Annotated in this window: 22 protein-coding genes and 1 tRNA gene; 8 read left to right on the top strand and 15 right to left on the bottom strand. The window is 65.9% G+C overall.

Annotation, left to right across the window (positions count from 1 at the left end):
* Window positions 1–288 precede the first annotated feature (288 nt).
* The 5 genes from AB0N05_RS02105 (at window position 289) to AB0N05_RS02085 (ending at window position 4,070) form a co-directional block, all read left to right on the top strand.
* A complete protein-coding gene (locus AB0N05_RS02105; RefSeq protein ID WP_364686350.1) occupies window positions 289–693 on the top strand; it encodes a septum formation initiator family protein in 405 nt (134 codons plus the stop codon).
* Complete coding sequence (locus tag AB0N05_RS02100) at window positions 690–1,238, top strand: DUF501 domain-containing protein (RefSeq protein ID WP_364686347.1); 549 nt, start codon at window positions 690–692, stop codon at window positions 1,236–1,238. Before AB0N05_RS02105 ends, AB0N05_RS02100 begins: the two co-directional genes overlap by 4 nt.
* Window positions 1,239–1,310: 72 nt before the next feature.
* Window positions 1,311–2,270 carry a Ppx/GppA phosphatase family protein gene (locus AB0N05_RS02095; protein ID WP_364686344.1) on the top strand — a complete coding sequence of 320 codons (960 nt, stop codon included), beginning with the start codon at window positions 1,311–1,313 and terminating at the stop codon, window positions 2,268–2,270.
* A 132-nt stretch (window positions 2,271–2,402) separates the two neighbouring features.
* Window positions 2,403–3,884 (top strand): peptide MFS transporter, encoded by a 1,482-nt coding sequence (locus tag AB0N05_RS02090; RefSeq protein WP_364686341.1) that lies wholly within the window; start codon window positions 2,403–2,405, stop codon window positions 3,882–3,884.
* Window positions 3,885–3,996: 112 nt separating this feature from the next.
* Window positions 3,997–4,070 (top strand) — tRNA-Leu (locus AB0N05_RS02085).
* Between the two features lie 43 nt (window positions 4,071–4,113).
* Here the strand turns inward: AB0N05_RS02085 and AB0N05_RS02080 are convergent.
* The 3 genes from AB0N05_RS02080 to AB0N05_RS02070 are packed head-to-tail and all read right to left on the bottom strand — an operon-like array spanning window position 4,114 to window position 7,477.
* Entirely contained in the window at window positions 4,114–5,436 is a 1,323-nt protein-coding gene (locus tag AB0N05_RS02080) for a glycoside hydrolase family 130 protein (protein WP_364686338.1), read from the bottom strand.
* Window positions 5,436–6,443 (bottom strand): glycosyltransferase, encoded by a 1,008-nt coding sequence (locus AB0N05_RS02075; RefSeq protein WP_364686335.1) that lies wholly within the window; start codon window positions 6,441–6,443, stop codon window positions 5,436–5,438. Before AB0N05_RS02075 ends, AB0N05_RS02080 begins: the two co-directional genes overlap by 1 nt.
* Window positions 6,440–7,477: a glycosyltransferase gene (locus tag AB0N05_RS02070; protein ID WP_364686332.1), complete on the bottom strand. Its 1,038-nt coding sequence runs from the start codon at window positions 7,475–7,477 to the stop codon at window positions 6,440–6,442. The genes AB0N05_RS02075 and AB0N05_RS02070 overlap by 4 nt, the downstream gene beginning before the upstream one ends.
* A gap of 317 nt (window positions 7,478–7,794) precedes the next feature.
* On the opposite strand from AB0N05_RS02070, the gene AB0N05_RS02065 reads away from it, so the two are divergent.
* Window positions 7,795–8,973 carry a glycosyltransferase family 4 protein gene (locus AB0N05_RS02065; RefSeq protein WP_364686329.1) on the top strand — a complete coding sequence of 393 codons (1,179 nt, stop codon included), beginning with the start codon at window positions 7,795–7,797 and terminating at the stop codon, window positions 8,971–8,973.
* 54 nt (window positions 8,974–9,027) lie between these two features.
* Here AB0N05_RS02065 and AB0N05_RS02060 read toward each other — a convergent pair whose 3' ends face one another.
* The 3 genes from AB0N05_RS02060 to AB0N05_RS02050 all read right to left on the bottom strand — a co-directional run bounded on the left by AB0N05_RS02060 (window position 9,028) and on the right by AB0N05_RS02050 (window position 11,169).
* A complete protein-coding gene (locus AB0N05_RS02060) occupies window positions 9,028–9,876 on the bottom strand; it encodes an alpha/beta hydrolase (protein WP_364686326.1) in 849 nt (282 codons plus the stop codon).
* Window positions 9,877–10,048: 172 nt separating this feature from the next.
* On the bottom strand, window positions 10,049–10,558 hold the full coding sequence (locus AB0N05_RS02055) for a hypothetical protein (protein ID WP_364686323.1): 510 nt from the start codon (window positions 10,556–10,558) through the stop codon (window positions 10,049–10,051).
* Between the two features lie 293 nt (window positions 10,559–10,851).
* A complete protein-coding gene (locus AB0N05_RS02050; protein ID WP_364686320.1) occupies window positions 10,852–11,169 on the bottom strand; it encodes a DUF222 domain-containing protein in 318 nt (105 codons plus the stop codon).
* A 242-nt stretch (window positions 11,170–11,411) separates the two neighbouring features.
* Between AB0N05_RS02050 and AB0N05_RS02045 the strand changes: the two genes are divergently transcribed.
* Complete coding sequence (locus AB0N05_RS02045; RefSeq protein ID WP_364686317.1) at window positions 11,412–12,779, top strand: hypothetical protein; 1,368 nt, start codon at window positions 11,412–11,414, stop codon at window positions 12,777–12,779.
* A 19-nt stretch (window positions 12,780–12,798) separates the two neighbouring features.
* Here AB0N05_RS02045 and AB0N05_RS02040 read toward each other — a convergent pair whose 3' ends face one another.
* From AB0N05_RS02040 to AB0N05_RS02000, 9 genes are all read right to left on the bottom strand, one after another.
* Window positions 12,799–14,598: a long-chain fatty acid--CoA ligase gene (locus AB0N05_RS02040; protein WP_364686314.1), complete on the bottom strand. Its 1,800-nt coding sequence runs from the start codon at window positions 14,596–14,598 to the stop codon at window positions 12,799–12,801.
* Window positions 14,591–15,046, bottom strand: coding sequence for a MarR family winged helix-turn-helix transcriptional regulator (locus AB0N05_RS02035; RefSeq protein WP_364686311.1), 456 nt, complete (start codon window positions 15,044–15,046; stop codon window positions 14,591–14,593). The genes AB0N05_RS02040 and AB0N05_RS02035 overlap by 8 nt, the downstream gene beginning before the upstream one ends.
* 106 nt (window positions 15,047–15,152) lie before the next feature.
* Window positions 15,153–16,604, bottom strand: a complete 1,452-nt coding sequence (locus AB0N05_RS02030) for an amidase (RefSeq protein ID WP_364686308.1) — start codon at window positions 16,602–16,604, stop codon at window positions 15,153–15,155.
* Between the two features lie 202 nt (window positions 16,605–16,806).
* Window positions 16,807–17,859, bottom strand: a complete 1,053-nt coding sequence (locus tag AB0N05_RS02025; protein WP_364686305.1) for an NAD(P)/FAD-dependent oxidoreductase — start codon at window positions 17,857–17,859, stop codon at window positions 16,807–16,809.
* A 24-nt stretch (window positions 17,860–17,883) separates the two neighbouring features.
* Window positions 17,884–18,792 (bottom strand): UbiA family prenyltransferase, encoded by a 909-nt coding sequence (locus tag AB0N05_RS02020; protein ID WP_364686302.1) that lies wholly within the window; start codon window positions 18,790–18,792, stop codon window positions 17,884–17,886.
* Window positions 18,792–20,897, bottom strand: coding sequence for an MMPL family transporter (locus AB0N05_RS02015; protein WP_364686299.1), 2,106 nt, complete (start codon window positions 20,895–20,897; stop codon window positions 18,792–18,794). The genes AB0N05_RS02020 and AB0N05_RS02015 overlap by 1 nt, the downstream gene beginning before the upstream one ends.
* A 48-nt stretch (window positions 20,898–20,945) precedes the next feature.
* Window positions 20,946–22,571 (bottom strand): class I adenylate-forming enzyme family protein, encoded by a 1,626-nt coding sequence (locus AB0N05_RS02010; RefSeq protein WP_364686296.1) that lies wholly within the window; start codon window positions 22,569–22,571, stop codon window positions 20,946–20,948.
* An 11-nt stretch (window positions 22,572–22,582) separates the two neighbouring features.
* Entirely contained in the window at window positions 22,583–23,671 is a 1,089-nt protein-coding gene (locus AB0N05_RS02005; RefSeq protein WP_364686293.1) for a 3-dehydroquinate synthase II family protein, read from the bottom strand.
* Window positions 23,672–23,719: 48 nt separating this feature from the next.
* On the bottom strand, window positions 23,720–24,514 hold the full coding sequence (locus AB0N05_RS02000; protein ID WP_364686290.1) for a 2-amino-3,7-dideoxy-D-threo-hept-6-ulosonate synthase: 795 nt from the start codon (window positions 24,512–24,514) through the stop codon (window positions 23,720–23,722).
* Between the two features lie 331 nt (window positions 24,515–24,845).
* On the opposite strand from AB0N05_RS02000, the gene AB0N05_RS01995 reads away from it, so the two are divergent.
* Window positions 24,846–25,724: a geranyl diphosphate 2-C-methyltransferase gene (locus tag AB0N05_RS01995; protein WP_364686287.1), complete on the top strand. Its 879-nt coding sequence runs from the start codon at window positions 24,846–24,848 to the stop codon at window positions 25,722–25,724.
* The last annotated feature ends 58 nt before the right edge of the window (window positions 25,725–25,782 follow it).

Genomic DNA, 25,782 nt, shown 5'->3' with positions numbered 1-25,782 from the left:
ATAATCGGTAACTCGTAAGGGGTTTCAGGGGCGCCGCCCCTGAACTTCCCGCGAGTTGGGACGATTTCGAGGTGTGAGATGACGGAGCGACGGGCACGAGGTACCAGTCCGGCAGGACGTGGTGACCGGCGACCGTCGCGGTCCGCCAAATCACGCACCGGCGGTAAGCGGGCGGTGCCGGAAGGTACCGCCCGTACCGCTGCCGGGGAACGCGCGGTCAAGCGCCGCGCGGCCGCGAAATCCAGGTCCGGGGCGAAATCCGATCGGCATGATCGGAAGATTCTCGGAATGTCCACGGGGCGTGCGGTTCTGCTGGCCGCCGTGCTGTGCGGCCTGGCGTTGACGCTGGCCGTCCCGCTCCGCACGTATTTCACCCAGCGCGCCGATGCCCATGAACTGGCGGCTCAGCGGATTCAGCTGGAACAGGACGTGGCGAGCCTGCGCGATCGTCGTGCGCAGCAACAGGACCCGTTCTACATCAAGACCGAGGCGCGCGACCGGCTGCGGCTGGTGATGCCCGGCGAGACTCCCTACATCGTGCAGGTGCCCGGCATGGAACAGCCCGCCGTGCCCGCCCAACCGACCAAGGCTCGGGAACCGGACCCCTGGTACACCGACCTGTGGCGCAGCATTTCCTCGCCGCAAACCCCGCTGGCCGACCCAGCACCGACCCAGGAAGGAAAACCCAGGTGACCACCGCACCCGAGAGCCAGCCCAGCGAGCAGGATCTCGAGATCGTAGGTAAGCAACTGGGCCGTTCCCCACGCGGCGTGCTGGCCATCGCCTACCGCACCCCGGACGGCTTGCCAGCGGTCGTGAAGACCGCCCCCAAGCTCCCGGACGGCACCCCCTTCCCGACGTTGTTCTACCTGACCGACCCCCGGCTCACCGCCGAGGCGAGCCGGTTGGAGACCACGGGCATGATGCGGGAAATGACCGAACGCCTCACCCGCGACACCGAATTGGCGGCAGGCTATCGGGCCGCCTACGAGGGCTACCTGGCCGAACGCAATGCCATCGAGGACCTGGGCACCGATTTCGCGGGCGGCGGCATGCCAGACCGGGTCAAGTGCCTGCACGTGCTGATCGCACACTCGCTGGCCAAGGGTCCGGGCGTGAATCCGCTGGGGGACGAGGCTGTCGCGGCCGCGGCCGATAATGGGCTGCGCGGCACCGCGATTCCCGCGGATTGGCCGAAGTATGAGCAGTACCAGGTGAGCTCGGAGGACCGGGCATGATCGGATCAGGCCCGGAGGCGGCAGCTTGCGTCACCACGTAGGGCCTCCGATCATGCCTAAGAAGGACACAGTATGAGCGAGCGGATTGCCGCCGTCGATTGCGGCACCAACTCCATCCGACTATTGATCGCCGATGTCGTCCGTGATGAGGCGGGGTCGGCGCATCTCACCGATGTGCATCGCGAAATGCGCATCGTCCGCCTCGGACAGGGTGTGGACGCGACCGGTTCGCTCAATCCGGAGGCGATCGAGCGCACCCGCGTCGCGCTGCACGACTATGTGGATCTCATGCTCGTGCACGAGGTCACCCGGGTGCGCATGACCGCCACCTCCGCCACCCGCGATGCGAGCAATCGCGAGGACTTCTTCACCATGACCGCGCTCGAGCTGGGCCGTGCCGTGCCCGGCGCGCAGGCCGAGGTGATCACCGGTGATGAGGAGGCGCGGCTGTCCTTCGCCGGTGCGGTCGGTGAATTGTCCAGCGCCGAGGGGCCTTTCGTGGTCGTCGACCTGGGCGGCGGGTCCACCGAGGTGGTGCTCGGCGACAGCAATGGCGTGCAGTCCGCGTATTCGGCCGATATCGGCTGCGTGCGCATTACCGAGCGCTGCCTGCACGGCAATCCGCCCACCCGCGAGGAGGTCGCCTCGGCGCGGTTCTTCGCCTCGGAGCGGCTGGCGCAGGCGTTCGGCGTGGTGCCGGTGGAGCGGGCGCACACCTGGGTGGGTGTCGCCGGGACCATGACGACCTTGGCCGCGGTCGCCCTGGATCTGCCCGAATACGATTCGGAGAAGGTGCATCTGACCCGCCTGCCGCTGTCCGAGGTGCGGGCGGTGTGCGATCGTCTGATCGGCATGAATCACGATGAGCGGGCCGCGTTGGGTCCCATGCATCCGGGCCGGGTGGATGTGATCGGTGGCGGCGGCGTGATCGCCGAGGTGCTGGCCGATGAGCTGGCGCGCCGGGCCGGAATCACCGAGTTGATCGTGAGCGAGCACGACATTCTGGATGGAATCGCGCTGTCCATCGCCTGATTCAGGCGACCTTCCGGCAAACTGGGGTCCGCATTAAGCGGACTTTCCACCAGTGCTTTTGCGAAACATTTGTGACGCGTGTCAACACCTGAGGTTGCTGTCAGATAGCCCGATATGGGAGGGTCTGGGTTTATGTCAGGAGTAGCACCCAGCGCAGCCGGAAAGCATGCGAAACCGGATTCCGAACGCACCCTGTTCGGGCATCCGATCGGCCTCGCGAATCTGTTCGGCGTCGAGCTGTGGGAACGGTTCTCGTTCTACGGCATGCTCACGATCCTCGGCTACTACCTGTACTACTCGACCACCGACGGCGGCCTGGCGCTGGAGAAGTCCACCGCCACCGGCATCGTCGGCGCGTACGGCGGTCTGGTTTATCTCTCCACGGTGCTCGGCGGCTGGATCGCCGACCGCATCCTGGGCATGGAGCGCACCGTCTTCTACGGCGGTGTGGTCGTCATGGCGGGCCATATCGCCCTGGCCGTCCTGCCCGGACTGACCGGCGTCGGCGTCGGCCTGGTGTTCGTGGCGCTGGGTTCCGGTGCGCTGAAAGCCAATGCGTCCTCGCTGCTGGGCACCTTGTACGCGAAGGGCGATGCCCGCGCCGACGGCGGCTTCACCCTCTTCTATCTCGGCATCAATCTGGGTGCCTTCGCCGGGCCGCTCATCACCGGCCTGCTGCAGGACCATGTGGGCTTCCACTACGGCTTCGGCGCGGCTGCCATCGGCATGGCGCTGGGCCTGACCCAGTACGTGGTCTTCCGCCGCAATCTCGGCGGCCATGGCCGCGATGTCCCGAACCCGCTGCCGCGCACCGAGGTTCCCAAGGCGATCGCCGCCATCGTGGCGTTCCTGGCAGTGGCCGCCATTGCCGGGGCCACCAAGCTGCTGACCTTGTCGAACCTCCCCGACGTCACCACCGGCGTCATTGTCGTCGCCTCGATCGCCTACTTCGCGATCATGCTGACCAATGCCAAGGTGACTCCCCTCGAGCGCACCCGAGTCCGCGCGTTCATCCCGCTCTTCATCGCGAACGCCGTCTTCTGGTCGCTGTTCCAGCAGATGTTCACCGTGCTGGCCGTCTACTCCGACGAACGCATCAACTGGAATGTCTTCGGCTGGACCGCCCCCTCCAACTGGATCGGCTCCATGGAACCGGTCTGGATCATCGCCCTGTCCCCACTCTTCGCGGTCATGTGGACCCGCCTGGGCAACCGCGCCCCCAGCACTCCCCACAAATTCGCCTACGGCGTCATGGGCATGGGCGCCGCCTTCTTCCTCTTCGCCCTCTTCTCGGGCTCCGAAGGCAAAACAGTCCCCATCCTCTTCGTCTTCATAGTCCTGGGCGCCTTCGCCATCTCCGAACTCCTTCTTTCCCCCATCGGCCTAGCCGTCACAACGAAGCTCGCCCCCAACGCCTTCCGAGCCCAAATGATGGCCCTCTACTTCTTCTCGGTAGGCCTGGGCACCTCGATGTCCGGCGTCCTCTCCAAGTTCTACAACCCCTCCCACGAACTCGCCTACTTCGGCATCACCGGCACGATCACCATCGTCGTAGGCATCATCGTCTGGCTGATCGCCCCCCGCGTAAGCCGCCTCATGGAAGGCGTCCACTAACCACCCACCCGGGGCCCGCGTCTCGTATATCTGTCGCATATGAGCCGCGGTCCCGAATTCATCTCCTGGGTGATTCCAGCACGACCGTACGGCTCGGTACTCTGACCCAGACGCCCCCGTAGCCCAATTGGCAGAGGCAGTGGACTTAAAATCCATCAAGTCTGGGTTCGAACCCCAGCGGGGGCACTCGGAAATGGCTGGTACCTCGGGGTTTCGCTCCGCCGGAGGCTCAGGAGTTGTGGGAGTGGGGCCCGGCTGCCAAGAGGGTCCGCACTAGTTCCGGTACCGCGACGAACGCGAATCCGACTGCCGAGTCGCTGCGGCCGTAGGGCAGCACGAGGGTGTCTCGATGCACGAGTGCGCCGCAGGAGTACACGACATTGGGGACGTAGCCGTCGCGTTCGGTGTCGGTCGGGGTGAGCAGCGGCTGTTGTAATGTGCCGATGACCCGGGTCGGATCGTCGAGATCGAGCAGGATCGCGCCGATGCCGTAGGTGCGCATCGGTCCGACGCCGTGGGTCAGCACCAGCCAGCCCGCGGTGGTTTCAATTGGTGCACCGCAATTGCCGAGCTGGATCAGCTCCCACGGCTGACTCGGCCGATAGATGGTGACCGGGTCGGCCCACACGCGCAGATCCGGTGAACCGACCACGCTGATGCTCTCCCGGTCCCATCGGGAGAGCATCAGGTAGCGGCCGGCGACCTGGCGCGGAAATAGCGCCATCCCTTTGTCTGTGGCCCCGGATCCGGTCAGCCGGGTGCTGCCGAAGGTGCGGAAGTCGTCGGTGTGCAACAGCCTTGGCGTGATACGCGCGCCGTCGAAAGCGGTGTAGGTGGCGTAGTGGGTCACCGAACCGTCTGCCGCGTGGAACCGGGTGAATCGCGCGTCCTCGATACCGTGGCTCTCATCGGCGTGCGATGGAAAGATCACTCGCTCCGAGAGCGAATGATCGGCCGCGAATTCGACGGTGTAGTCATCGAGGGTGGCCGATGAGATCTGACCGGTTTCGATGAAGCGGGTCTGCTCGTCCAAGCGGATCGACTCGCCCGGTCCGATGACGCCGGTCCGGAACTCGATGCTGGAGAGATGTCCCTCGCCCAGGGCCCGCAGGCTCATGACGAAACGCAGTTCGCCTGGGGCCGAACCGGATTGATCGGGATGCGCGACGATGGACGGATTGAACAGGGCGGCGGCCTCGACCGTGTACTCCTGGGTGAAGCAGGCACCGATGAGCTGTCGGCGTTCGAGTGTGAGCGTCGCGGACACCGGGATCCGATGCTCGACGTGCGCATAGTTCGCGGCGAAGGTCGCACCGATATCGCGGTGCCGGTCTCCGAACCGGCTCAGCACGTCGGCCGAGGTGGCCAGTACCTGTTCATCGGTGAGGCCGAGCACCCGGGCGATGATGGCATCGGCGCGCGAAATGCCTTGTCCGAGAATCTCTTGGCCGGGTAGAAACAATCTGGCCAAGGCCCGGCGTGCGTCCGGATAGAGCACATGGGCGCCCCGACGGGCGAGCTCGGTCGGGCTCGGCACCGCGGGGCCGGTCATCACGGTGACCGTTGCAAACGGCGGACCTGCTGCAGCGTGGAGATCAGCGCGAGTGTCGATTCGGCGCCCTGGTTCTCATTTCGACCGGTGGGCTCCAGGCCGTCGCAACAGCCGCCGCTGTTCGAGTCGATCAGCGAGGTGCCGCTGTCGTTCACGCCACGGAACCAGGCTTCGCAGAGCAGCACCGCATCCTTCCACTTCTGGTGGCCAGTGTGGTCGTAGGCGCGCGCGCAAGCGTCCGCCAGCGTCGCGACCTCGATGGGCTGTTGATCGAAGCCGGGCCGCGGTTCGCCCGCGGACCAGCCGTCCACCGGCGTCACCGAAAGATGGTCGCCCGAGGTCTCCACCTCGAGCAGCCAGCGCAGCATCACGAGTCCGTCGGCGTGGGTGCGTCCCTCGCCGAGCGCCTCGCCGGCCACCAGAATTGCCTCGGCCAGCACCGCGTTGGCGTACTCGAGGCGCGGTTGCGGCCAGCGCCAATCCAGTGTGCGAGTAGGTGCGCCGATCAGCGCGCTGGCGCTGGCCAGTAGCTCACGGGCGCACTGGTTTCCGGGCACGGCGCGCAGCACTTCGGCCGCACCGAGGGCCGCGAAGGCCATCGCGCGCGGCCACGGCGACCGTCGCCGCGCGCCGATGGTGAAGTGCGCCAATGCGGCCTCCGCCAGATCGGGCCGATGTGCGACCACCGAACCGAGTCCCCACAGGCCGCGGCCCCAATGATCGTCGAGGCTCGGTTCGTCCCGCCAGCTCAGGTCGACGTCGCGACGATTGTGGAACCGGCCGTCCTCGGTGAGCGCGTCGACGAGGAATTTCAGATACACCTGGGTGAGGGCGAGTAGTTGTTCGTCGGGCTCGGGCTCACGGACCGCGACGACCAGGGCGCGCGCGACATCATCGACGCAGTAACCGTTCTCGATCCGGGGCTCGGTGAGCTTCGCATGCTCGAAGATGCCGCAGTCGTCGCTGAGGCGGAATAGGTGGTCGTAGGAGATGGCGATGGTGTTCATGCGATGGCCAACTTCGAATCGGTGTGCAACGCTGCGGCGGCAAGCTCGTGGTACTTTCTGCTGACCGAGGACCAAAGTAATTCGGGTGCAATGCGATTCGCCTCGGCTCCCATTTGTGCCGCGAGTCCGGGCTCGGTGAAGACGCGGCGCAGCGCGGAGGCGATGGCGGCGGCGGACTCTCGCTCCACCAGCAGGCCGGCACCGGACGACAGCAGCTCCCGCGCATGCGGGAAGGCCGTCGAGATCACCGGTTTGCCCGCCGCGACGGCCTCGATCAGCACGCCGGAAGTCACTTGTTCGCGCGAATCATAGGGCAGCAGAACAACGTCGGCCTGCCGGATCAGCCGGTACAACTCGGCGCGCGAGAGGTAACGATCGTCGAAATGCACGGCATTGCCGACACCGTGCCGTTCGGCGCGGTCGATGAGGCCGGTGCGATAGGACTCGCCGAATCGCTCCAGCACCCTGGGATGAGTCTGCCCGACCACCCGATACCGCGCCGCCGGGCGCAAGTCGGCGATCTGGGCCATTGCGTCGATACCCCATTCGATGCCCTTGCCCTCGCCGAGCAGTCCCCAGGTCAGGATTACCGGCGACCGGGTGATCGGCTGGTGCTGGTCACTGTGCTGCCCGGCGCGATTGTCGGCGGCGCCGTGCGGAATAACCCGGATCTTCGTGTGATCCACCGCGTAGTGATCGATCAGGCGCTGGCGCGCTGTTTTGGTCATCGTGACAACGGCGACACAGGTATGCGCCAGCTCTTCGAGAATCGCGCGCTGCCGTGAGGTCGGAGTGACCAGTACCGTGTGTAGTACTACGATCGCCGGAACACGAAGGGCACGAACGGTTTCGAGGACATCCATGCCATCGCGACCGCTGAAGATTCCATACTCGTGCTGAATGATCGCGATGCTGTACCGGTTGAGTGCGGCCGCCGCGGCCGCTGCGCCTCCGCGTGCGCTGCGCGCCCACTGGTGGGTCACCTCGGGTGGTGGAGTCGGCTCGGGCGTGTCGACGATGGCGACGACGCCCACAGCCTGCACCGGTTCGGCCGGTTCGAAGCCGAAATCTCCAGGTGCATGGTCATTTTCGCCAGTCTTCGTGAGTGCGGCGACCAGTGCCTCGGTGAAGGTTGCCAGGCCGCACTGCGTTGGCGGGTAAGTGCTCAGAACTCCATAGGACCGAACTGACACAGGGTCAGCCTTCCTGTTTCTAGTCAGCGGCGACGCTGTCGCTGTCTGTAGCCACTCAATTGGCTGAGGTGCTGCGCTCGAGCGCTTGAGAATCCGCTCCGGACAATGACACGGGCAGATCGACCACTAGGAGTTGATCTTAACACCCAGGTCGCAGGATGCGGGCCGTGGTACGGTCATGTCATCAGTCCGCTCCGTCATTCGACGATTCTCGCGGCAAATTCGCAAGTAATCGAGGGCCTATGAAAATCGGCGTTATCGCGTCGGTCGCTCACCGGACGCCACCGAAAAACTATGGACCGTGGGAGCAAATCGCTTCGACCCTGGCCGAGGGATTCGTCGCGCGTGGCCATGAGGTGACACTGTTCGCGACGGCCGACTCCGAAACGTCGGCGCGGTTAGCGGGTCCCGTCGCCTCGGGGTATGAGGAGAATGCGGATTCGGACGCGAAAGTTGATGAGGCGCTGCACAATTCGACAGTGTTCGAGCATGCGGGCGATTTCGACGTGCTTGCCAACCACTTCGACTTCATGCCGCTGACCTACAGCCGTCTGGTTTCGACTCCGATGGTCACCACCGTTCACGGCTTCTCCTCGCCGAAGATCGTTCCGGTGTATCGGGCATTCAGCGATATCGCGCACTATGTGGCGATCAGTGACGCGAATCGCCACCCGGATCTTCCCTATGCCGCAACAATTCATCATGGAATCGACCTCGAGGAGTTCACTTTTCGTCCCGGGCACGGCGAATATCTGCTCTTTCTCGGCAGAATTCATCCGGAAAAGGGTACGCACCTGGCGATCGAGGTGGCGCGGCTCGCCGGGCTGCCGCTGATCATCGCCGGCGTGATTCAAGATCAGGAATACTTCCGCGCCGAGGTCGAGCCGCACCTCGGCGGCGCGGCGGTGAGCTATGTCGGTCCGGTGGGTCCGGCACAGCGTGATGAATTGCTCGGCGGCGCCCGCGCCCTGCTGCATCTCATCGCTTTCGCCGAGCCGTTCGGGCTATCTGTCGTCGAATCCCTGGCGACCGGAACACCGGTCATCGCAACGCCTTTGGGATCGATGTCGGAGATCATCCGTGACGGCTCGACGGGCTATCTCGTCACCGATGTCGCGGCCGCCGTCGCAGCGGTGGCCGAGATCGGCGCGCTCGACCGTCGCTCATGCCGGGACGACGTGGAAACACGATTCACCGCGGATCGGATGATCGACGCGTATCTCACCCTCTTCGAGCGAATCGTCCGGCTGCCGAGAAGGCCCATCAGGCAAGCGGCTCCCACGCCTTTGCCGCAGGCAGTCGGTTCACCAGGGCTCTTCTCACGCGCCGACCGATAGCCCGGCCTGCGCGAAGTTGCGCACTATTTCACACGGCTGGTTGATCTTCCGGCGTCAGCTTGCTGCCGCCAGGACCCTCCACACCTTTCTGGAACGCGTGCGGGGCTGGGGAGCGGCGTATTCGATTCGGCGGCGCGCTTCGTGGGTGGTGATCCGTAGCAGGTCGGTCAATAGTTCTACGGTGTCGCGGTAGGGGAAGATCATGTCGTTGCGGCCGTGCAGCAACAGGATCGGGATCTCGGTGCGGGCCAGCGACCGCACCGGATCCTCGAGTCTGGCCGATGGAAGGAGCCCGGACCGGCGCGCCCGGTCCCACTCGGCGGAAAACCACACCGCGTGTAGTCGTTCGAAAAGTTCGGGCAACGCTTCAGCACGCCAGATGTTGGCTCGGGCACCAGCTAGCGCCGCTGCTCGGGTCCGCTCGGGTCCGGCGATCGCTGGATCGGACCACACCGCAGTTTCCGCCGCTGCCAGCGCATTTCGCTCTGGCCAATCGCGGTAACTGTCCGGCGGGATCGGAAGGATGCTGCTGGAGGCGATGATCAGGCGGCGGACGCAACCCGGGGCGGTGACAGCGAGCCGCTGAGCCAGCAGCCCACCGTAGGAGAAGCCCAGTACGTCCGTAGCCCCGATGCCGAGATCGTCCAGGATCGCGAGGAGGTCGGCGACCACCGCGTCGGGACGGTAGGACTCGGCTGGCAGGTCGCGGGCGGATCGGCCGCAGCCTCGAAGGTACGGCAGCAGAAGATGTTTCGAGTCGGCGAGCCGGTCCAAGGGTGTGCGCAGGTAGGTGTGATCCCAGTCAGGCCCGCCGTGGATCACCAACAGCGGCGGATCGGCGGGATTGCCCGCGCGGGCGGTGTAGAGCTCGACATCGCTGACTGTCCGGTGTCCGACCCACACCCCAGTGCCTCCTCCTGCCCTGCCCTCGTTCGCGGTGGCCGACCTTCCCGGCTGAACGCGTGGGTCGCGGCAAGAGCGGATGGTCTGTCGACCTCGGATCGGCTAGCCCGCGCTGACCGGTTCAGTCAGCGCGGTCAGCGGCATGTGCGGATATTGGAGACGAGCTGGGGCGTCAGTCGTCCGAGGCAACGACAAGTGTCATGACGCGGCTGGGTCGGTCGATGGCGACAAGCTCGTGAAAGCCATTGACAGCTCCGACAACCCAACCCCAGTCATGTTCGGCATCTGGGCGCAGACTGGGAAGTTCTAACACGGCGCTATCTTTCAGTGCTGGGTACACCCACCGGTTCAATTCGTCTTGAACGGCAGCAGATACGGTCCCGCTGGCCCGGTCGGCCCACTGCTGTAGCAAGGTTTGGGCGGTTCGTGGGCTGAGGTGGTTGAAGCTGTCAGCGGAAATGCGGTCGAGCAGGTAGGGCCCGTGCAGGCTGGGCGAGCTTTGGTCGTCGGGACCACTGCCGGCATAGTTGTCGCGGTATTGCGGGTGGCGGATCAGCGCGGCGAGCAGCTCTTTGTCGGGCCGATCGGCAGTAATCCGGAACGTCTTCAGGCTGACCCAGTGGTATGTGCCGGAATCTAGCTGAATCATCTGCTCGTGATCGAATGCGATCAGGTCATCCATGTTGCGAGCGTGCCATGGGTTCGCCCTTGTCTCTGGGACCGGCTCCAAACAAGCGGGAGCGAGCGGGCATCGGCAGGATGTCGCGTTCGGAAGGCACAGCAGCGATCGCGTCCGGCCTGAACATGCACTTAGACCCATGAACAGTCAGAAAACTGACCGGCAACAGAGGTTAGTGCATGAATAGGCCGGTAATCCGGACCTCGGCAGTTGCGGACGTTCTGCCGACCAAGGATCGCCACGGCCGGTTGATCTTCCGCCACCCCGGGGGCACGCGCGCGCGGGCAGATGCGGCGTCAGCTTGCTGCCGCCAGGACCCTCCACACCTTTCTGGAACGCGTGCGGGGCTGGGGAGCGGCGTATTCGATTCGGCGGCGCGCTTCGTGGGTGGTGATCCGTAGCAGGTCGGTCAATAGTTCTACGGTGTCTCGGTAGCCGGTGCCTGCGGCTAGGCCGCGGCGGTCGGCTTCGGCTACGGCTGCGCGCATGGCGGCGTCCAGTCGCCTTCGGCGGCGTTCGGTTTCGACTAGGGTGCGCAGCAAATCGACATCGGCCAGTTCCGGCCATCCTCGCGCGGGAGCCTCCGGCACCAGCGCGGTCGAATGTATGGTCACCCGGACAGCTTAACTCAGGATCGAACAAATGTTCGACTAATCGGCTTGCTGGATATGCCCGAGCCTTGGAGATGGGCGATGGCGAAGCAGTGCGCCCGGGATGGGGTTGCGGCTGTGGAGGATTCGCGCGAGCCGACTGTCAAGTGAGATTGGATATGTCACTGGGAGTGGTGAGGCACGTACGGAGCGCGGAATAGTGGAGCGGGGGTCGTTCCGCTGTTCCAACTCCATGAGGAGCCTGTGTGTCTGCTGGTCGTATCCGTTCCCTTGCCCCTAGCGAGCAGGTCTTCGCCATGGCGGGCGCCTACATCGGCTACCGCGTGCGTGTGCGAGGCGCGGTGGATATCGCTGCGCTGGCAGAGGCATTCGCGCTATTGCGGCGACGGTATCCGGTGCTGGCTGCGGTGCTGGAGCCTGAGGGTGCCGGGCACGTGATCGTGGCTCGGCCCGGGCCGCTGCCGGGAGTGGTGGTGAGTGTGGGGGATATCGATGCGGGGGTTTCCGGTGTGTGTGCGGAGCAGCATCGCGCGTTGTCGGGCTTGCATGTGGCGGTTGACGGGGAGCGTGCGGCGGTCACGCTGTTCACCCATCACAGCATCGCGGATGGTTATCACTCGTTTGCGCTGCTGGCGGACCTGTGGTCGCTCTACACGGACACGGTGGGTGGCGAGCCGGTAGACACCATCGTGTGGGACTATCCGGAATCGCTGGAGAAGGTGCTCGCCGATCGGGGAATTATCAAGGCGGACAACGATATTCCGGCCGAACCGGCCGAACCGGCCGAACCGGCCGAACCGGCCGAACCGGCCGAACCGGCCGAACCGGCCGAACCGGCCGAACCGGCCGAACCGGTTGAACTGGCCGAACCGGTCGAACCGGCAGTCGAGGACGGGGCGACGGCCGAGGTGCCCGGTATGCCGCCCGCTTCCCGCGCGGAGCGGATTTTCACGCCCGCCGCCGCGCGGTTCCGGTTGGAGGCCGATGCCACCGCCGCGCTCCTGGCGTACGCGCGGCGGCACGAGACCACGCTCAATGGTGTGGTTTCGGCCGCGATTCTGCGGGTGGAGTCCGAGCTCAGGGGTGTGGCTCCGGAGCGGATCAAGTACACCTATGCGGTGAATCTGCGTAACAGGGTTTCGCCGGTGGTGCCGAACCCGGCAGCCACCGATCCACTGGGGTTCGCGGGGTTCGTGCCATCCGGTGATCTCGAGGATATCGCCATGGTCGCGCGGGCCGTCACCGAGGAACTGCGAAAAGGGTTGGACAGCAAGGAGATCCATCAGGCAGGCCTGTCGTTCTTCGACACAATGCGTGCGGCGGTAGCACAGCTCCTCCAGATGCCCGAGGAGGAGCGACCCATCGGCGTGGTCTCCACCAACTGGGGCGTGGTGCCGCCGCTGCGAGCCCCAGCACAGCTCGAGTTCGAGGACTTCCGCAGCATGATGAACGAGCCCGCGTTCGATCCGGACGCGCCGATCAGCCCGCCCGGCACCTGGATTCTGTCGACTTTCCAGGATCGCCTGGCCATCGAGCTGCGGGGGCCGTTCGAGGTCGAGACGGCCCAGAAGCTCGTCGCCGCAGTGGAATCCGTGCTGCTCACCCTCGGCTAGCGGGCGCACCGGAGGGAACTCACTGCCGGTACATGTTCTCGATCGTGTCGGCGAAGCGTTCGGTGATGACGTGGCGCTTGACCTTGAGGGTGGCGGTGAGTTCTCCCGATTCCTCGGTGAGGTCGCGATCGAGAACGGCGTACTTCTTGATCGCTTCGGCGTGCGAGACCGTGCTGTTCGCATCGTCGACGGCCTGCTGCACCTCGGCCAATAGTGCGGGATCGTCGCGCAAATCGGCGACGGTCGCGTCCGCGGGTTTGCCGTGAGCCGCCTTCCAGGTCGTGAGCGCCTCCGGATCGATGGTGATCAGCGCGGTGATGAAGGAGCGTCCGTCGCCGAGCACGATGGCCTGCGAAATCATTGTGTGCGAACGGATTCGATCCTCCAGCGGACCGGGTGAGACATTCTTGCCACCGGCGGTGACGAGTAGATCCTTCTTGCGGCCGGTGATCGAAAGGAACCCGTCCGCGTCGAGGACGCCGATATCGCCGGTGCGCAGCCAGCCGTCGCGCACCGCGTCGGCCGTGGCCTGCTCGTTGTGCCAGTATCCGGCGAACACAACACCGCCGGACAATTCGATCTCACCGTCCTCGGCGATCCGAACCGCGTTGCCGCCCAAGGGCTGTCCCACGCTGCCGATCTTGATCGCACCCGGCACATTGACGCAGTGCGCCGCGGTGGATTCGGTCATTCCGTAGCCCTCGTAGATCGGGACGCCGACGCCGCGGAAGAAGTGGCCCAGTCGAGGGGCCAGCGCCCCGCCGCCGGAGATGGCGAACTCGCAGTGCCCGCCCAGCGCCGCACGCAGCGGCGCGTACACCAATCGATCGCATAGTGCGTGCGAGAGACGCAGGAGGGGGGTAGGCCGGAATTCGCCTGTGCTGCTCGCTGTTTCGCTCCATAGGATGGCGGTCCGCTCGGCGAACCGGAATACCGCGCCCTTGAGCTTGCCGCCCGAGCGCGCCTTCTTATCCGCGCCGTCACGCACCTTCTCGAATACTCGCGGCACCCCGAGAATCGTGTGTGGGCGGAAGCGTGTGAACTGCTCGGTAATGGTTTTGAAGTCCGCCCAATGCGCCTGGGTCATCCCGCCTTCGAACGCGGCCAGCGATACGGCGCGGGCCAGCACGTGTGCGAGCGGCAGGAAGGTGAGCATGCGCTGCCCGGGGCGAGCGACGTCACCGATGCTGGCGTGCAGGATGCCGCGCACCTCCGACAGGAGGTTGCGGTGCGTGAGCATGCAGCCTTTGGGACGGCCGGTCGTGCCGGAGGTGTAGACCAGCGAGGCGAGTCCGTCCGCGCGCAGCCCGTCGAGCCGCTCGCGCAAGACCGAGTCGGTGGTGTTCTCGCTCTCGGCGATCAGGACGGCTTCGGCACCGTCGTCGATGACCATCGTCCGGCGCAGGGTGTCCGGCGCGGCCGCGAGAAGTTCCTTGTGCCGCGCGGTCTCCACGACCGCGAGCGCGGCCCCCGAGTCCTCGAGAATCCACCGCACCTGCTCGGCGGAGGACGAATCGTAGACCGGGACGGTGACCGCACCCGCCGCCCAGATCGCGAAGTCGAACAGCGTCCATTCGAATCGAGTCGCCGACAGCAGCACGACCCGGTCTCCCGGCTGAATTCCGTTGGTTATCAATCCTTTTGCGACCGAGGAGACCAGCCGTGCGAATTCCGCGGCGGTGACATCGAGCCAGTCATCACCGGATGGCCGGGAGAACAACACCCGCTCCGGCGTCTGCTCGGCCTGGCTGTAGGCCGAGCGGACGATCGTTTCGTCCTCGGCGATGGCGAAGGTGGTCGCCGCGGCGAACTCACGCATGATCGTCTCCAATGGTCGAATCGGGGCGACCGAGTCGCCGCAGCGCCCGGGCCAAGTCGGCAATTTCCTGCGAAGTCCAATCGGCCGTGCGCTCGTTCAGCTGAGCGAGATCGTGTCCGATCGCCGCCGACAGCGCACGCCGCCCCGCACTGGTCAAGTTCAGTGGATACCCCACCCGCAAACTGCCCTCCCCGGCCGCCACCCACCCCGCGTCCACACAGCCCCGCACCTGCCGGGACACCGTCGACCGATGCACACCGAACACCTCGGCGATCTCGGTCGCACGGCAACCCGGATTCCGGTCGATATAAGACAGTGTCGACTGCTGGGTGAAGGACGGAACCCCCTCCGTGACGGGGCGGCCCGCGACGATCTCGCGGACGATCCCCGTCAACCCGTCGTGGACCGCCACGAGCTCAGCGGACCACTGCCCAGTTTGGTGTTGCACAGCGCAACTATAACCCGCGATCCCGCGGAATCGAGCAGGCCTTCGCCCCGCCGGGTCGCGTCGGTCGTTGGCGAACACGGCGGTCGTGCACACCCGGTGGTGCGCGCTAGTTCGGTGCCTGGAAGCCGCCGATCCTCTGCTCGAGTAGTTCGGCCAGTCGCAGTGGGGTGCGGTCCTCGAACATCGGGCCGATGAGTTGCACTCCGACGGGTAGCCCCTCGGGGGAGGGGCCCGTGGGGATGGCGGTGGCGGGTAGGCCGGGCATGGTGGCCACACCGGCCAAGACGATCTGGTCGAAGTACGGGTACTCGACGCCGTCGATGTCGATGTGCCGGTCCTCCAGACCTCCATTGTGGTTGTGCGGGAAGGCGGGAGTGGGCGTGATGGGGCACACCACGGCATCGAACTCGGTGAAGAGCTGACGCCAGCCGTGGCGGTGGAGTTCGCGACGGTTGTTCGCCTCGACCCAGTCGCGGTGGCTGAGCACCATGCCGCGCAGCCGCGCCGCATCGAGACTCCGGTCGTCCGCGCTCAGGGCGGCGGCCTGGGTCCGCAGCTGTTCGTACACGTCGACGGGAAGACTTGCGGCGGCGTTCGACAGCATCAGCTGCATGTAGAGCGTCGCCGCTTCGGTCAGATCGGGCAGCAGCGGACTGTGCCGTTCGACGCGTGCGCCGCCGTCGACGAGCGCCTCGGCGACCCGGTTCACGCCCGCCCGCACCGCCGATCCGGTCGCGATGAGCGGATGATCCTCGATGATCAGGACACGGAAGTCCGACAGCCGCTCGTGGCGTGCGGGCGGAAGTGCGACGTTGTAGGCGACGCCGTGGGTCAGCGGGTCCGGTCCGGCCATGATGTCGAGCAGCAGTGTGAGGTCGCGGGCGGTGCGCGCCATCGGCCCGACGACGGCGAGGTCGAGGTCGATCGGCAGGGCCGGCGCGGGCGGCGCGACCATGCCGCGGGTCGGCGCCAGCCCGAGTGTCGGCTTGTGCGCGTAGACACCGCAGAAATGCGCGGGGGTGCGCAGCGAACCGCCCAGGTCGGAGCCGATGGACAGCGCGCCGAATCCGGCCGCCAGGGCCGCCGCCGAACCGCCGGACGACCCACCCGATGTCCGGTCGTGATCCCACGGATTGTTCGTGGTGCCGTAGATCTCGTTGCAGCTCTGGATATCTCGCAGCGTCTCCGGCACATTGGTCTTGCCGAGTATCACCGCGCCCGCCGCCTTCAGCCGCGACACCTGTACCGCGTCCTCGTCCGGCACAAAATCCGCGTATTGCGGCATGCCCCAGGTAGTGGGCAGCCCGGCCATGTTGTAGGACTCTTTGACCGTCACCGGAATACCGAGTAGCGGCCCGTCCTCGCCGCGGCCGCGCGCCTGGTCGGCCCGGCGCGCGTCCGCCCGCGCATTCTCGAAGTCCGGCACACAGATCGCGTTGATCACCTTGTCGTCGCGCTCGATCCGGGCGATCGCCGCGTCGGTAAGCTCCACCGCTGTCACCTCACCGGCCCGCAAGGCAGTTGAAAGTTCTTCGGCCGACCGATAATTCCAATCCATGAATCCGAAGCTATCGACCTGCCGCAAAGGGCATAAAATGCCACTTCACACAAAGGGAAGGTCGAATGGACGACCCCCACCGGCAATGTCATGCACCCGATCTGTTCTCGGAGGTGCCCCGCCCCAGGTCATCGTGTTGACGGTGGGTTCGTGCCATTGGCGTGAGCCATGAAATTCCGTTTCGCACAACGGGATGGATATCTCAGTGGCGCGAGTACTCGAGACGATCGGCGGACACCAGTCCGGTGCGGTTGAGCTGATGGCGAATCGCCCGCCGGCCGCGCTCGGCATCGTATTTCGTTTCTGCCCAGTCGAAGAGCCAATCACTGTAGGAACGGGCAGATTCCGGGCTTCCGATGGCGTATTCGGCCGCCGCCTGCCCGGCCATTCTGCCGGTGGCGAGCGCGGGACCGATGCCCTCGCCGGTGAGGGGATCGACAATTCCCGCCGCGTCGCCGCACGAGATGATGCCGCCACCGGCGACGCTCCAGCTCCGGCCGGCTCCGGTCCAGAGCGGCTCGTAGGCGCCACGCCATTTGGTGGTTTCGGTATCGAACGCACCGGCGTATCGATCCATGGCGACGCGCAGATCGGTGCGGTCGAGCGAGAAGATGCCCACATTCAGATAGTTGTCGCTCACCGGGAATTCCCAAATGTAGCCCGGCCCGAACTTGTCGGGATCGAAGCGGAAGTGCAGCCCGGCCGGCGGTACTCCTTCCTGGTAGCGCGACACCGCGGGGACGCGGATCGGCGAGCCGTCGATGCCCAGGTCTTGGCTGAGGCGGCAGTTCACCCCGTGCGCGAGCACGACGGCGTCGGCCCGTAGGCTCGAACTCCCTTGCGGGCCTCGGTACTTCACGAGGAAGCCGCCGTCTGCCGCGGGTTCGGCATTCAGCACCGTGGTGCGGTAGCGCAGATCCACGCCGATGTCCTCCGCGCGATCGCGCAGGGTCTGGTCCAGGAGCTTGCGGGGTGCGAGCCAGCAGTCGCCGGGATGTTCCTTGCGCCAGGTGGTTCCGTCGGCGGCCTCGAGGCTGGACTCGCCGATGACCTGCCCCTGGATGGTGCCGGCGTCGAGGATGCCCATCTCCCGCAGTTCGGGGACGGCCTCCTTGACCAGCGCGTCGCCGCAGGCCTTGTCCCGGTTCGGTCCCGAGCGTTCGAACTGCACGACCTGGGCACCGCTTCGGGTCGCCCAGTAGGCCGCCGAGCTGCCGGCCGGGCCGCCGCCGACAACCGCCACTGTTTTCCGCATGATTTTCCCCAATTCGAAATGTGATCAAGAAGCGAGATTGAATAGCGCCAGGCCGGCGAACATGAGATTGCAGGCCTTCATGCCGAGCAATCGCGCGTACATCCAGCGGCGCTGAAGGACCGCGGCCCGGAGTTGCAGTGCCGCGCACACCAATCCGGGTCCGGCTGCCGCCGCGAACCACAGGGGCGCGCCGGTCGCGACGGCCCAGACGACGGCCGCGACCTGGATGGCGAAGGACGCGACGAGTGCCGCGGACGTGCCGGGGGTGCCGAACATGGCCGCGATGGTCTTGCGGCCGACTTCGCGGTCGCCGATCTGGTCATTCTCGTTGGAGCACAACGAGATCAGTAGGAAGCCGACGGCGAAGAGCACGGCCTCGGCCGCGATCAGCGGGCCGATTGTCGATGCCACGGTGAGAGCGGGCCACAGCACGCACAGGATGTGGGTCGCCACCAGCACCGTTTCCCCGCCGACGGGGTAGTAGCTGGCCCGTAGTCCCCACGAGTACTGCGGCATCAGCGCCAGGCACAGGGTGAACAGGCCGGTGGCCGCCCACCTGCCCGGACCGTCCGCGAAGAGCAGGCCCACGCCCGCGAAGGCCACCGACAGGGTCATCGAGAACACTGCCCAGCGCTGCACCTGCGCGACGGTCAATCCACCGCTCAGCAGCGGCTTCATGGCCACATTGCGGGCGAATTCGCCATCCGCGCCCAGATAGTTGCGGCGGTCGCTGCCATTGCGATAGCCGGTCAGATCGTCGAGGGCACACGATCCGGAGATCATGAACTGGAAGGACACGACGGCGGCCAGGCACATGATCCAGTGCTGGAGGCGGTCCACGCCCAGCGCGGTGAGGACGAGCAGCCCCCCATAGGCGTGCTGATACACCCGGAACTTGCCGAGTCTCCAGTACTGGATGATGTCGTCGCGCATCACCGCACCGCGAATTCCGGTTCCGGTGCGGCCGTTGTGGTCCGAGCGGTTTCGTTCTTGCCCCAGAGCCGGGGGCCGAGTACCCGGAAGACCGCCGGAACGACGAGCCGGCGCAGGACGACGGCATCGAGGATGACCGCGATGGCGAGGCCGGTGCCCAGCTGCGCCACGATGGCGATCTTGGCGACGAGGAAGGACAGGAAGACCGTCGCCATGACCGCGGCGGCCGCGGTGATGACCGGGGTGGTCGCGCGCAGGCCGGCCGTGATCGCCTCGGGATGTGCTGCGCCGCTCCGGTATTCCTCACGCATGCGGGAGGCCATGACGATCAGGTAGTCCATGCTCATGCCGAACATGACCGCGAAGATGAGGACCGGCTGCATGGTGCTGACCGGTTCCGCCAATCCGGACTGGAAGATCAGGATGAGCAGGCCTACGGCGCTGCCGATCACCAGATTGTTGAGGACGACCGCGCAGATCGCCAGGGTCCAGGACCGGAAGACCCAGTAGAGCAGGAGCAGTCCGAGCACCAGCACCGCGCCGACCAGCAGGGGCAGCGACTTCATGACCACCCGGTCGAAGTCGTATCCGACCACGGCGACGCCGCCGGAATACATCCGAATGCCCTCGTCCGCCTGGCTGTTCAGCCCCTTGATCGCACTCACCAGCGCATGCTGGGTGCGCGCGGAGCTGCCCTGCGTCGGAATCACGCTGAGCCGGTCCACATTCGCCGCCGGCGCGGCCGGGTGTTCGACCCCGGCGACATCGGGCCGGGCCGAGAGTTCGGCGGCCACCCGGTTCACCGTGCGGGTGAGCTGGTCGGCAGTCGCGCCCGCATCGGCGCGGAAGACCAGGTCGATGGGCTGTTCGCGAGGGACGCCCAATTGATCTGCCAGCAGCTGGGCGGCGACCCGGGATTCGGCATCCTTGGGTAGATTGTCGACGCTGGCCACCGGAACCTGGAGCCGAGCGAAGACGACCGGCGCCGCGAGTACGGCCATCACCGCGGCGGCGGCCAGTCCGAAGACGACCGTGCGCTTCGCGGAGACGGCCGAGTTGCCTTGTCGTGCGCCGGAATCGCGGCCACCGGCGGACTTGCCGGCCAGGAAGCGGTTGCGGGCGTAGATCTTGTCGCCCCACAGCTTCAGGATCGCGGGCAGCGCCACCGCGGTGAGCAGCATTGCCACGGCGGTGGCGGAAATGCCGGCGATGGCGATGCTGCGCAGCACCATGACATTCGGAATGAACAGTCCGGCAAGGGAAACCATGACGATCACGCCGCCGAAGAGCACCGATCTGCCCGTCGTCCGGAAGGCGGTGAGCAGCGCCTCGGATCCCGGCTTACCGCCATCGCGCTCCTGGGTGTAGCGCCGCATGATGAACAGCGAGTAGTCCACCGAAACGGCGAGCCCGATAATGGACACCGCGTTCACGTACAGGTTGGAGATGTCGGTGAACCAGCTCGCGAATCCGCCGACCGCCTGCGCCGCCACCAGGGTGAAGACGCCGATCGTGATCGGCACCAGCATGGCGATCACGGACCGGAACACCACGAGCAGCAGGATGATCAGTACGGGGAAGGCGATGGATTCCGCCAGTAGCGCGTCCTTGGCCGTCTGGTCGTTGTAGTCGCTGTTCAGCGCCGCCTCGCCGGTGAGGCGAATCGCGGTGCCGCTCGGCAGGTCCGCGCCGAGTCGGGTACGCACGTCCTTGACCGTGCGCACGGCGTCGGTCGAGGTGTCGGAGGTCATGATCTGCACCGCGGTCAGGCGACCCGAGGGTGCGGTCAGCTTGGCGTCGTCCCGATAGCTGCGCACGGACTGGAATCCGGCCAGCCGTTGCGCGTTGGCGATCACGGTGTCGGCCGCGGCCTTGACGTCGCCGTCCGATTCCACCACCGCGACAAAGGTGTTCGACGGGATGTGGAAATCGTCGGCCAGAATCTGCTCGGCGGTCACCGCCGAGGATTTCGGATCCTCGAAGCCACCCGGGATGACCTGGTGGGTGAGCCGCGTCATGAGCGGTGAACACAGTATCAAGGCAATAAAAGTGCCGACCAGTACCAGGCGTGGCGCACGCAGCACCCGCCCCACTAACTTGTCCATGCGAATGGTTCTCTCTCGACGATCACGCGGCGACCGCGTGAGGGGTGATCAGGTCCAAAGACCCTGTCCGACACCGACATAACCTGCACCCAATTGCTCACGCAGGGCCGAGCGGCGGACCTTCATGGTCGCGGTCTTGGGCACGTTCGCCCAGTCCAGATAGATCGGTGCGCGCAGCGGTGGCAGGTCCGCGACGGCGCGCTCCCAGTGGAGCTCCGGCAGTTCGCCCCCGGACCGCAGGCTCACCACCGGCTGCGGCAGACCGTCTCCGGTCGCCAGCACCACGATTTCGACCGCTTCCGGAATGCGATGCAGCAGTTCGCTTTCCGTGGAGATGGTGCTGCCGCCCGGCATGGCGTCGACCTCGCGGTCGATGAGCCGGATGCGGCCGAGGCTGATGCGCTGCCCCAGATCGCCGGTGCACCACCAGCCGTCGGTGTCGGCCTTGAGGCGGTGCCGCTCGGATTCGGAGAGGTAGTCCAGGCAGCGCGCCCCGGTCCGCACATAGACCATGCCGACCTCGCCCGGCTGCTTGTCCGTCCCGTGCTCATCGGCGATCTTGATCTTGACGCCGGGGGCCGGAATGCCGTGCAGGGTCTTGACTCTGTCGAGGCCCCGCTTCGTGGTGAAGGTGCGACGGAAGTAGAAATCGACCGCGATCGGTCCGGTTTCGCTCTGCGCCCACCCCTGTCCCCAGATCGGGAAGCGCCGGCCGCTGGCGCCGAGCAGCGCTTGCACGGTATGCGGATGGATGGCATCGAAGGTGCTCATGAAAAAGCGCGTGCGGGCGAACGCCTCGGGGTGCGTGCGGGCGGCGTCGGTCCAGAGCTGGAAGTCATTGGGATGCGCCTCGACCATGGTCGGCGCCACCCGTGCGAAGTGCCGCACCATGTTCTCCGGGCTCGGGTCCGTGAGCATGAAGGAAAGCTTCGGCGCGCACCGCAACTGCGCGGTGATCCAGCTCAGATTGCGAATATGGTTGAACGCGGTGCTCGAGGCGTACACGTCCTTGCGCCCCGCTCGCCAGAATGCCCCGCGCATCGATTCCATGGCCGACTGTGCGTGCAGGCCCGTGCGCGTCGAATGCACGATGATCTTGGGCGTTCCGGTCGTCCCGGAGGTGTGCGTGCAGACCATGGGCGCGTCCGGATCCGGCTGCTCGCACAGCGGCAGCGGCGATGCGTCGAGGTCGGCGAACATCCGCTCGGAGGTGCCCGGTACGGCGATGTCATCCGCGCCGAGAATGACCTGTGGGACAGCGGAATACGACGCGCGCAAGGTAGGCCGAAGCCCCGGCATCTGATCCGCGGACAAGATGATGAGATCCGGCTCGAACTTGGCCAGCAACTCCGAAATCGCCTGCGGCGTATTGGCTCCGGAGATCATGAGCGGCAGCCCGCCGCCACGGGCCACCGCCGACGCCAGCAGGATGAAATCGAGGTGATTGCGCTTCACGATCGCGACCTTGCGGCGTTCACCCCGGAACGGGAACTGTGCCAGCGCGCCCGCGGTGGTGGCCACCAGTTCTGCCAGATCGGCTACCTGCCAGCGTGTTCCACGGTGCGGGGCGAGATCGAACGGGCGGTCCGCTTCGAAGGTGTGGCGCCGGTCCGCGGCGAAGTCATCGAAGATCGCGCCGAAGTGCCGGAACACCCGGGGATTACGTCGTGGCATCCTCATCACCCCTAGACCTCGACGCAGAATTCTTCGACCGGCCAGCCGACGTGGCGGCTGGCGCTGGACTGGAAGCCGAGAATCTTGTCGCCGGAGCGCAATTCGGTGACATTGAGGACGGCCGCGCGCGGTCCGAGCACTCGGACATGCCAGTCGTCCTGCACGGTCAGCGAGACCGCCGCGCCGTCGGCGTCCACGCCGTCGATGGTCAGCAGCGGCCGCGTCTCGATCTTCGCGCGGCCGACGACCACCTCCCGGGTGCGGCCGTCCGCGCCCACCGCCAGCACCAGATCGCCTGCCCGCAGCTCGCTGAGGTAACGCGTGCGACCGCCGACGCCGAGCACATAGGAGTGCAAGGCGCCCGCATTGACCCGGAACGGCCGGGTCGGCATGTACGGGAGCGGGTGAGTCTCGCTGACGCACAGGAAGAGTCCGTGCGCGAACGATCCGATCAGCAGGCCCTCGTCGGTGTCGAACTGGGTGCAGGTGTCCACGCACACCCGCTCGCCGACACCGGTGTGCCGAATCCCCGTGACGGTGATCTCGGAGAGGTCCAGGTCGCCGGAGAACGCATTGACCGTTTCGATGAGGCCGCGCACCTCTTCGACCGAGCTGGGCGCGGCGAGGATGCCGGCGGGCCCCTTCTCCAGGACGGACAGTGTGACCTGTGCGTCGGTGTGGTCGCCGACGCCGCAGATGATGCGCCCGTCCGCGCCGTCGGCCGCCGCGATCACGATCTCGAGGGGAATCTTGGTGGGGTCCTGGAACCGGACCACGGTGGCCGGCCACTCCCGGGCGTAGTGGCAGGCCAGCTGCAAGGTCGGATCGTCGATCACATGGACATCGGGGACGGTCAGGTGCGCCCCGTCGGCCTCCTGGCTGAGCCCGTTCGCGGTATCCACGGCGACCAGGCGCTGGCGCGAGCGGTCGGTGTTCGTTTCGCGCGCCGATCGCACCACCGTCGTGCGATCCGACAGCAGCGCCGTGACGTGCTCGTCATCGGTGATCACCACTTCGACGGAGTTGAAGATCTCGTCCTTGGCGATCGCACACGCGACGTCCGTCGCCAGGTGAGAGAGGTCGATCCACACTGTGCGCATTGCAGAATTCCTTACTGTTCGATGAATGTATGTGTGCGAGGACCGCATTCAGCGGACCGACTGCGACCGCTTCGGGTGCGCGAGCGCGACGAGGCTCCGGACCACTTCGCCGGGGCTCTCGCTTTCGAAGATTTGCCGCCCCATGGCGAGCCCGGCGCAGCCGGATCGGATGGCGTCGTCACCGATCTGCTCGATCGAGCGGCCGTCGGCCGCTCCGCCGGCCACCAGCACCGGAATCGGTGAGGTCGCCACGATTTCGCTCATGGCCGCCACCGATCCGGCGTAATTGGTCTTCACCAGGTCCGCACCGAGATCGACCGCCACGCTCACCGCATGCGCCACGCGTTGGGGATCGTGTTCGTCCGTGACCTGCGGGCCACGTGGATACGCCATGATCAGCAGCGGCATCTGCCAGCGGTCGCACGCGGAGGCCAGCTCACCGATCTCGCGCAATTGGGTCGGCTCGGTATCGGAGCCGACATTGAGGTGCACGCTCAAAGCGTCCGCACCCAGCCGCAGTGCGTCGTCCACACAACCCACCGCGGTCTTGGCATCGCCGTGCACACCGGCGCTGGTGCTGGCGCTGACATGCAGAATCAATCCCATCTCGCCCAATTGGCCGATGGCCCGCTTCGCACGTCCCCGATGCATGATTACGGCATCGGCGCCCGCTTCCGCAACGGTGCGAATCAATTTATCGAAATTATCGGCTGAGGTGATCGGACCCATGGTCAGCGAATGATCCAGGGCGACAATGACATATCGCCCGTCATCCACGGAGCACAGTCGCCCCAGCCTTCTCTCCTTGCCCGAATCACTCAACTCAACGACCTCGAATTCCATTGTGTCCCAGTGGCAGAGCCAGACAATTTCAGCCGCCGAGAACGTTGTCAACGCACGCGGATCGGTGCACCGGAGCGGTTTTCGGGCGATTTTCGAGGACTCGATCCAGGTCATCGGCTCGAAAAGGGTTGTAGTGCGCGCGGCCCGGGGATACATCCAAAGTTGTAGTCGACCGGTGTATGCCGAGGGGGCGTGGCGACCTCGCCGCGACTCGAAATCGGTTCGTGACCGGGATTGTTCGCTACAACCAAGGTTGTAGTCCCCTCGCTTCGGCGTCCGGCGATCAATACCGTTGGCGGCGTTCGATATCTACGAAGGGACACCCACGGACATGACCGCCGTACTGGAAAACGCTGTGCAGCAGGACAACGGCGTGCTTCGCACCGCGTACCAGCGATCCGTCGCCGCCTACTGGAATGACAATCCCAACGATGACCGAGTCAATTACAAGCTCGGTGAGGTCGACGGAATTTTCCACCACCACTATGGAATCGGCGCCGCGGACTTCTCCGTGCTCGAGGGCCCCGAGGCCGGCAAGGAAGACCGGCTCATCCGGGAACTGCACCGGCTGGAGACGGCCCAGGCCAACCTGCTGCTCGACAATCTGGGCGATATCCGGCCCGAACACCGGCTGCTCGATGCCGGCTGTGGCCGCGGCGGTACCAGTGTGATGGCCACCCAGCGCTTCGGCTGCCACGTCGACGGCGTCTCGATCTCCGAATACCAGGTGGACTTCGCCAATAAGCAGGCGGCCGTGCTGGGCGTCGAGGACAAGGCGAAGTTCCATTTCGGGAACATGCTGCACACCGGTCTGGAAAGTGGTTCCCGGCAGGCCATCTGGACCAATGAGACCACCATGTACGTCGATGTCGAGGAGGCGTTCGCCGAATTCTCCCGGCTGCTGGCTCCGGGCGGTCGCTACGTCAATATCACCGGTGCGGCCAACGACCTCAATGGTATGAAGTCCCGCGCGGTGACGGCCATCGACGCTCACTACGGCTGCAATATCCACCTGCGCAGTGAGTACTTCGCGGCCCTGGCGGCCAATGGCCTTATTCCGATCAAGGTCATCGACCTCACTCCGGACACCATTCCCTACTGGGAACTGCGCACCCACACGGAACTCGCGACCGGTGTCGAGAATCCGTTCCTGTCCTCCTACAAGGATGGCAGCTTCCAGTACCTGCTCATCGTCGCCGAAAAAGCCTGATTCCCGGCTTATTTCGAATCGCGCGTACGGATTGCGACCGGCCCAGTCCATAACCTCT

It is taken from the genome of Nocardia sp. NPDC051030 (assembly GCF_040683015.1).
In the GTDB taxonomy this organism is placed as follows: domain Bacteria; phylum Actinomycetota; class Actinomycetes; order Mycobacteriales; family Mycobacteriaceae; genus Nocardia.
This window is presented reverse-complemented; position numbering and strand designations above follow the sequence as displayed.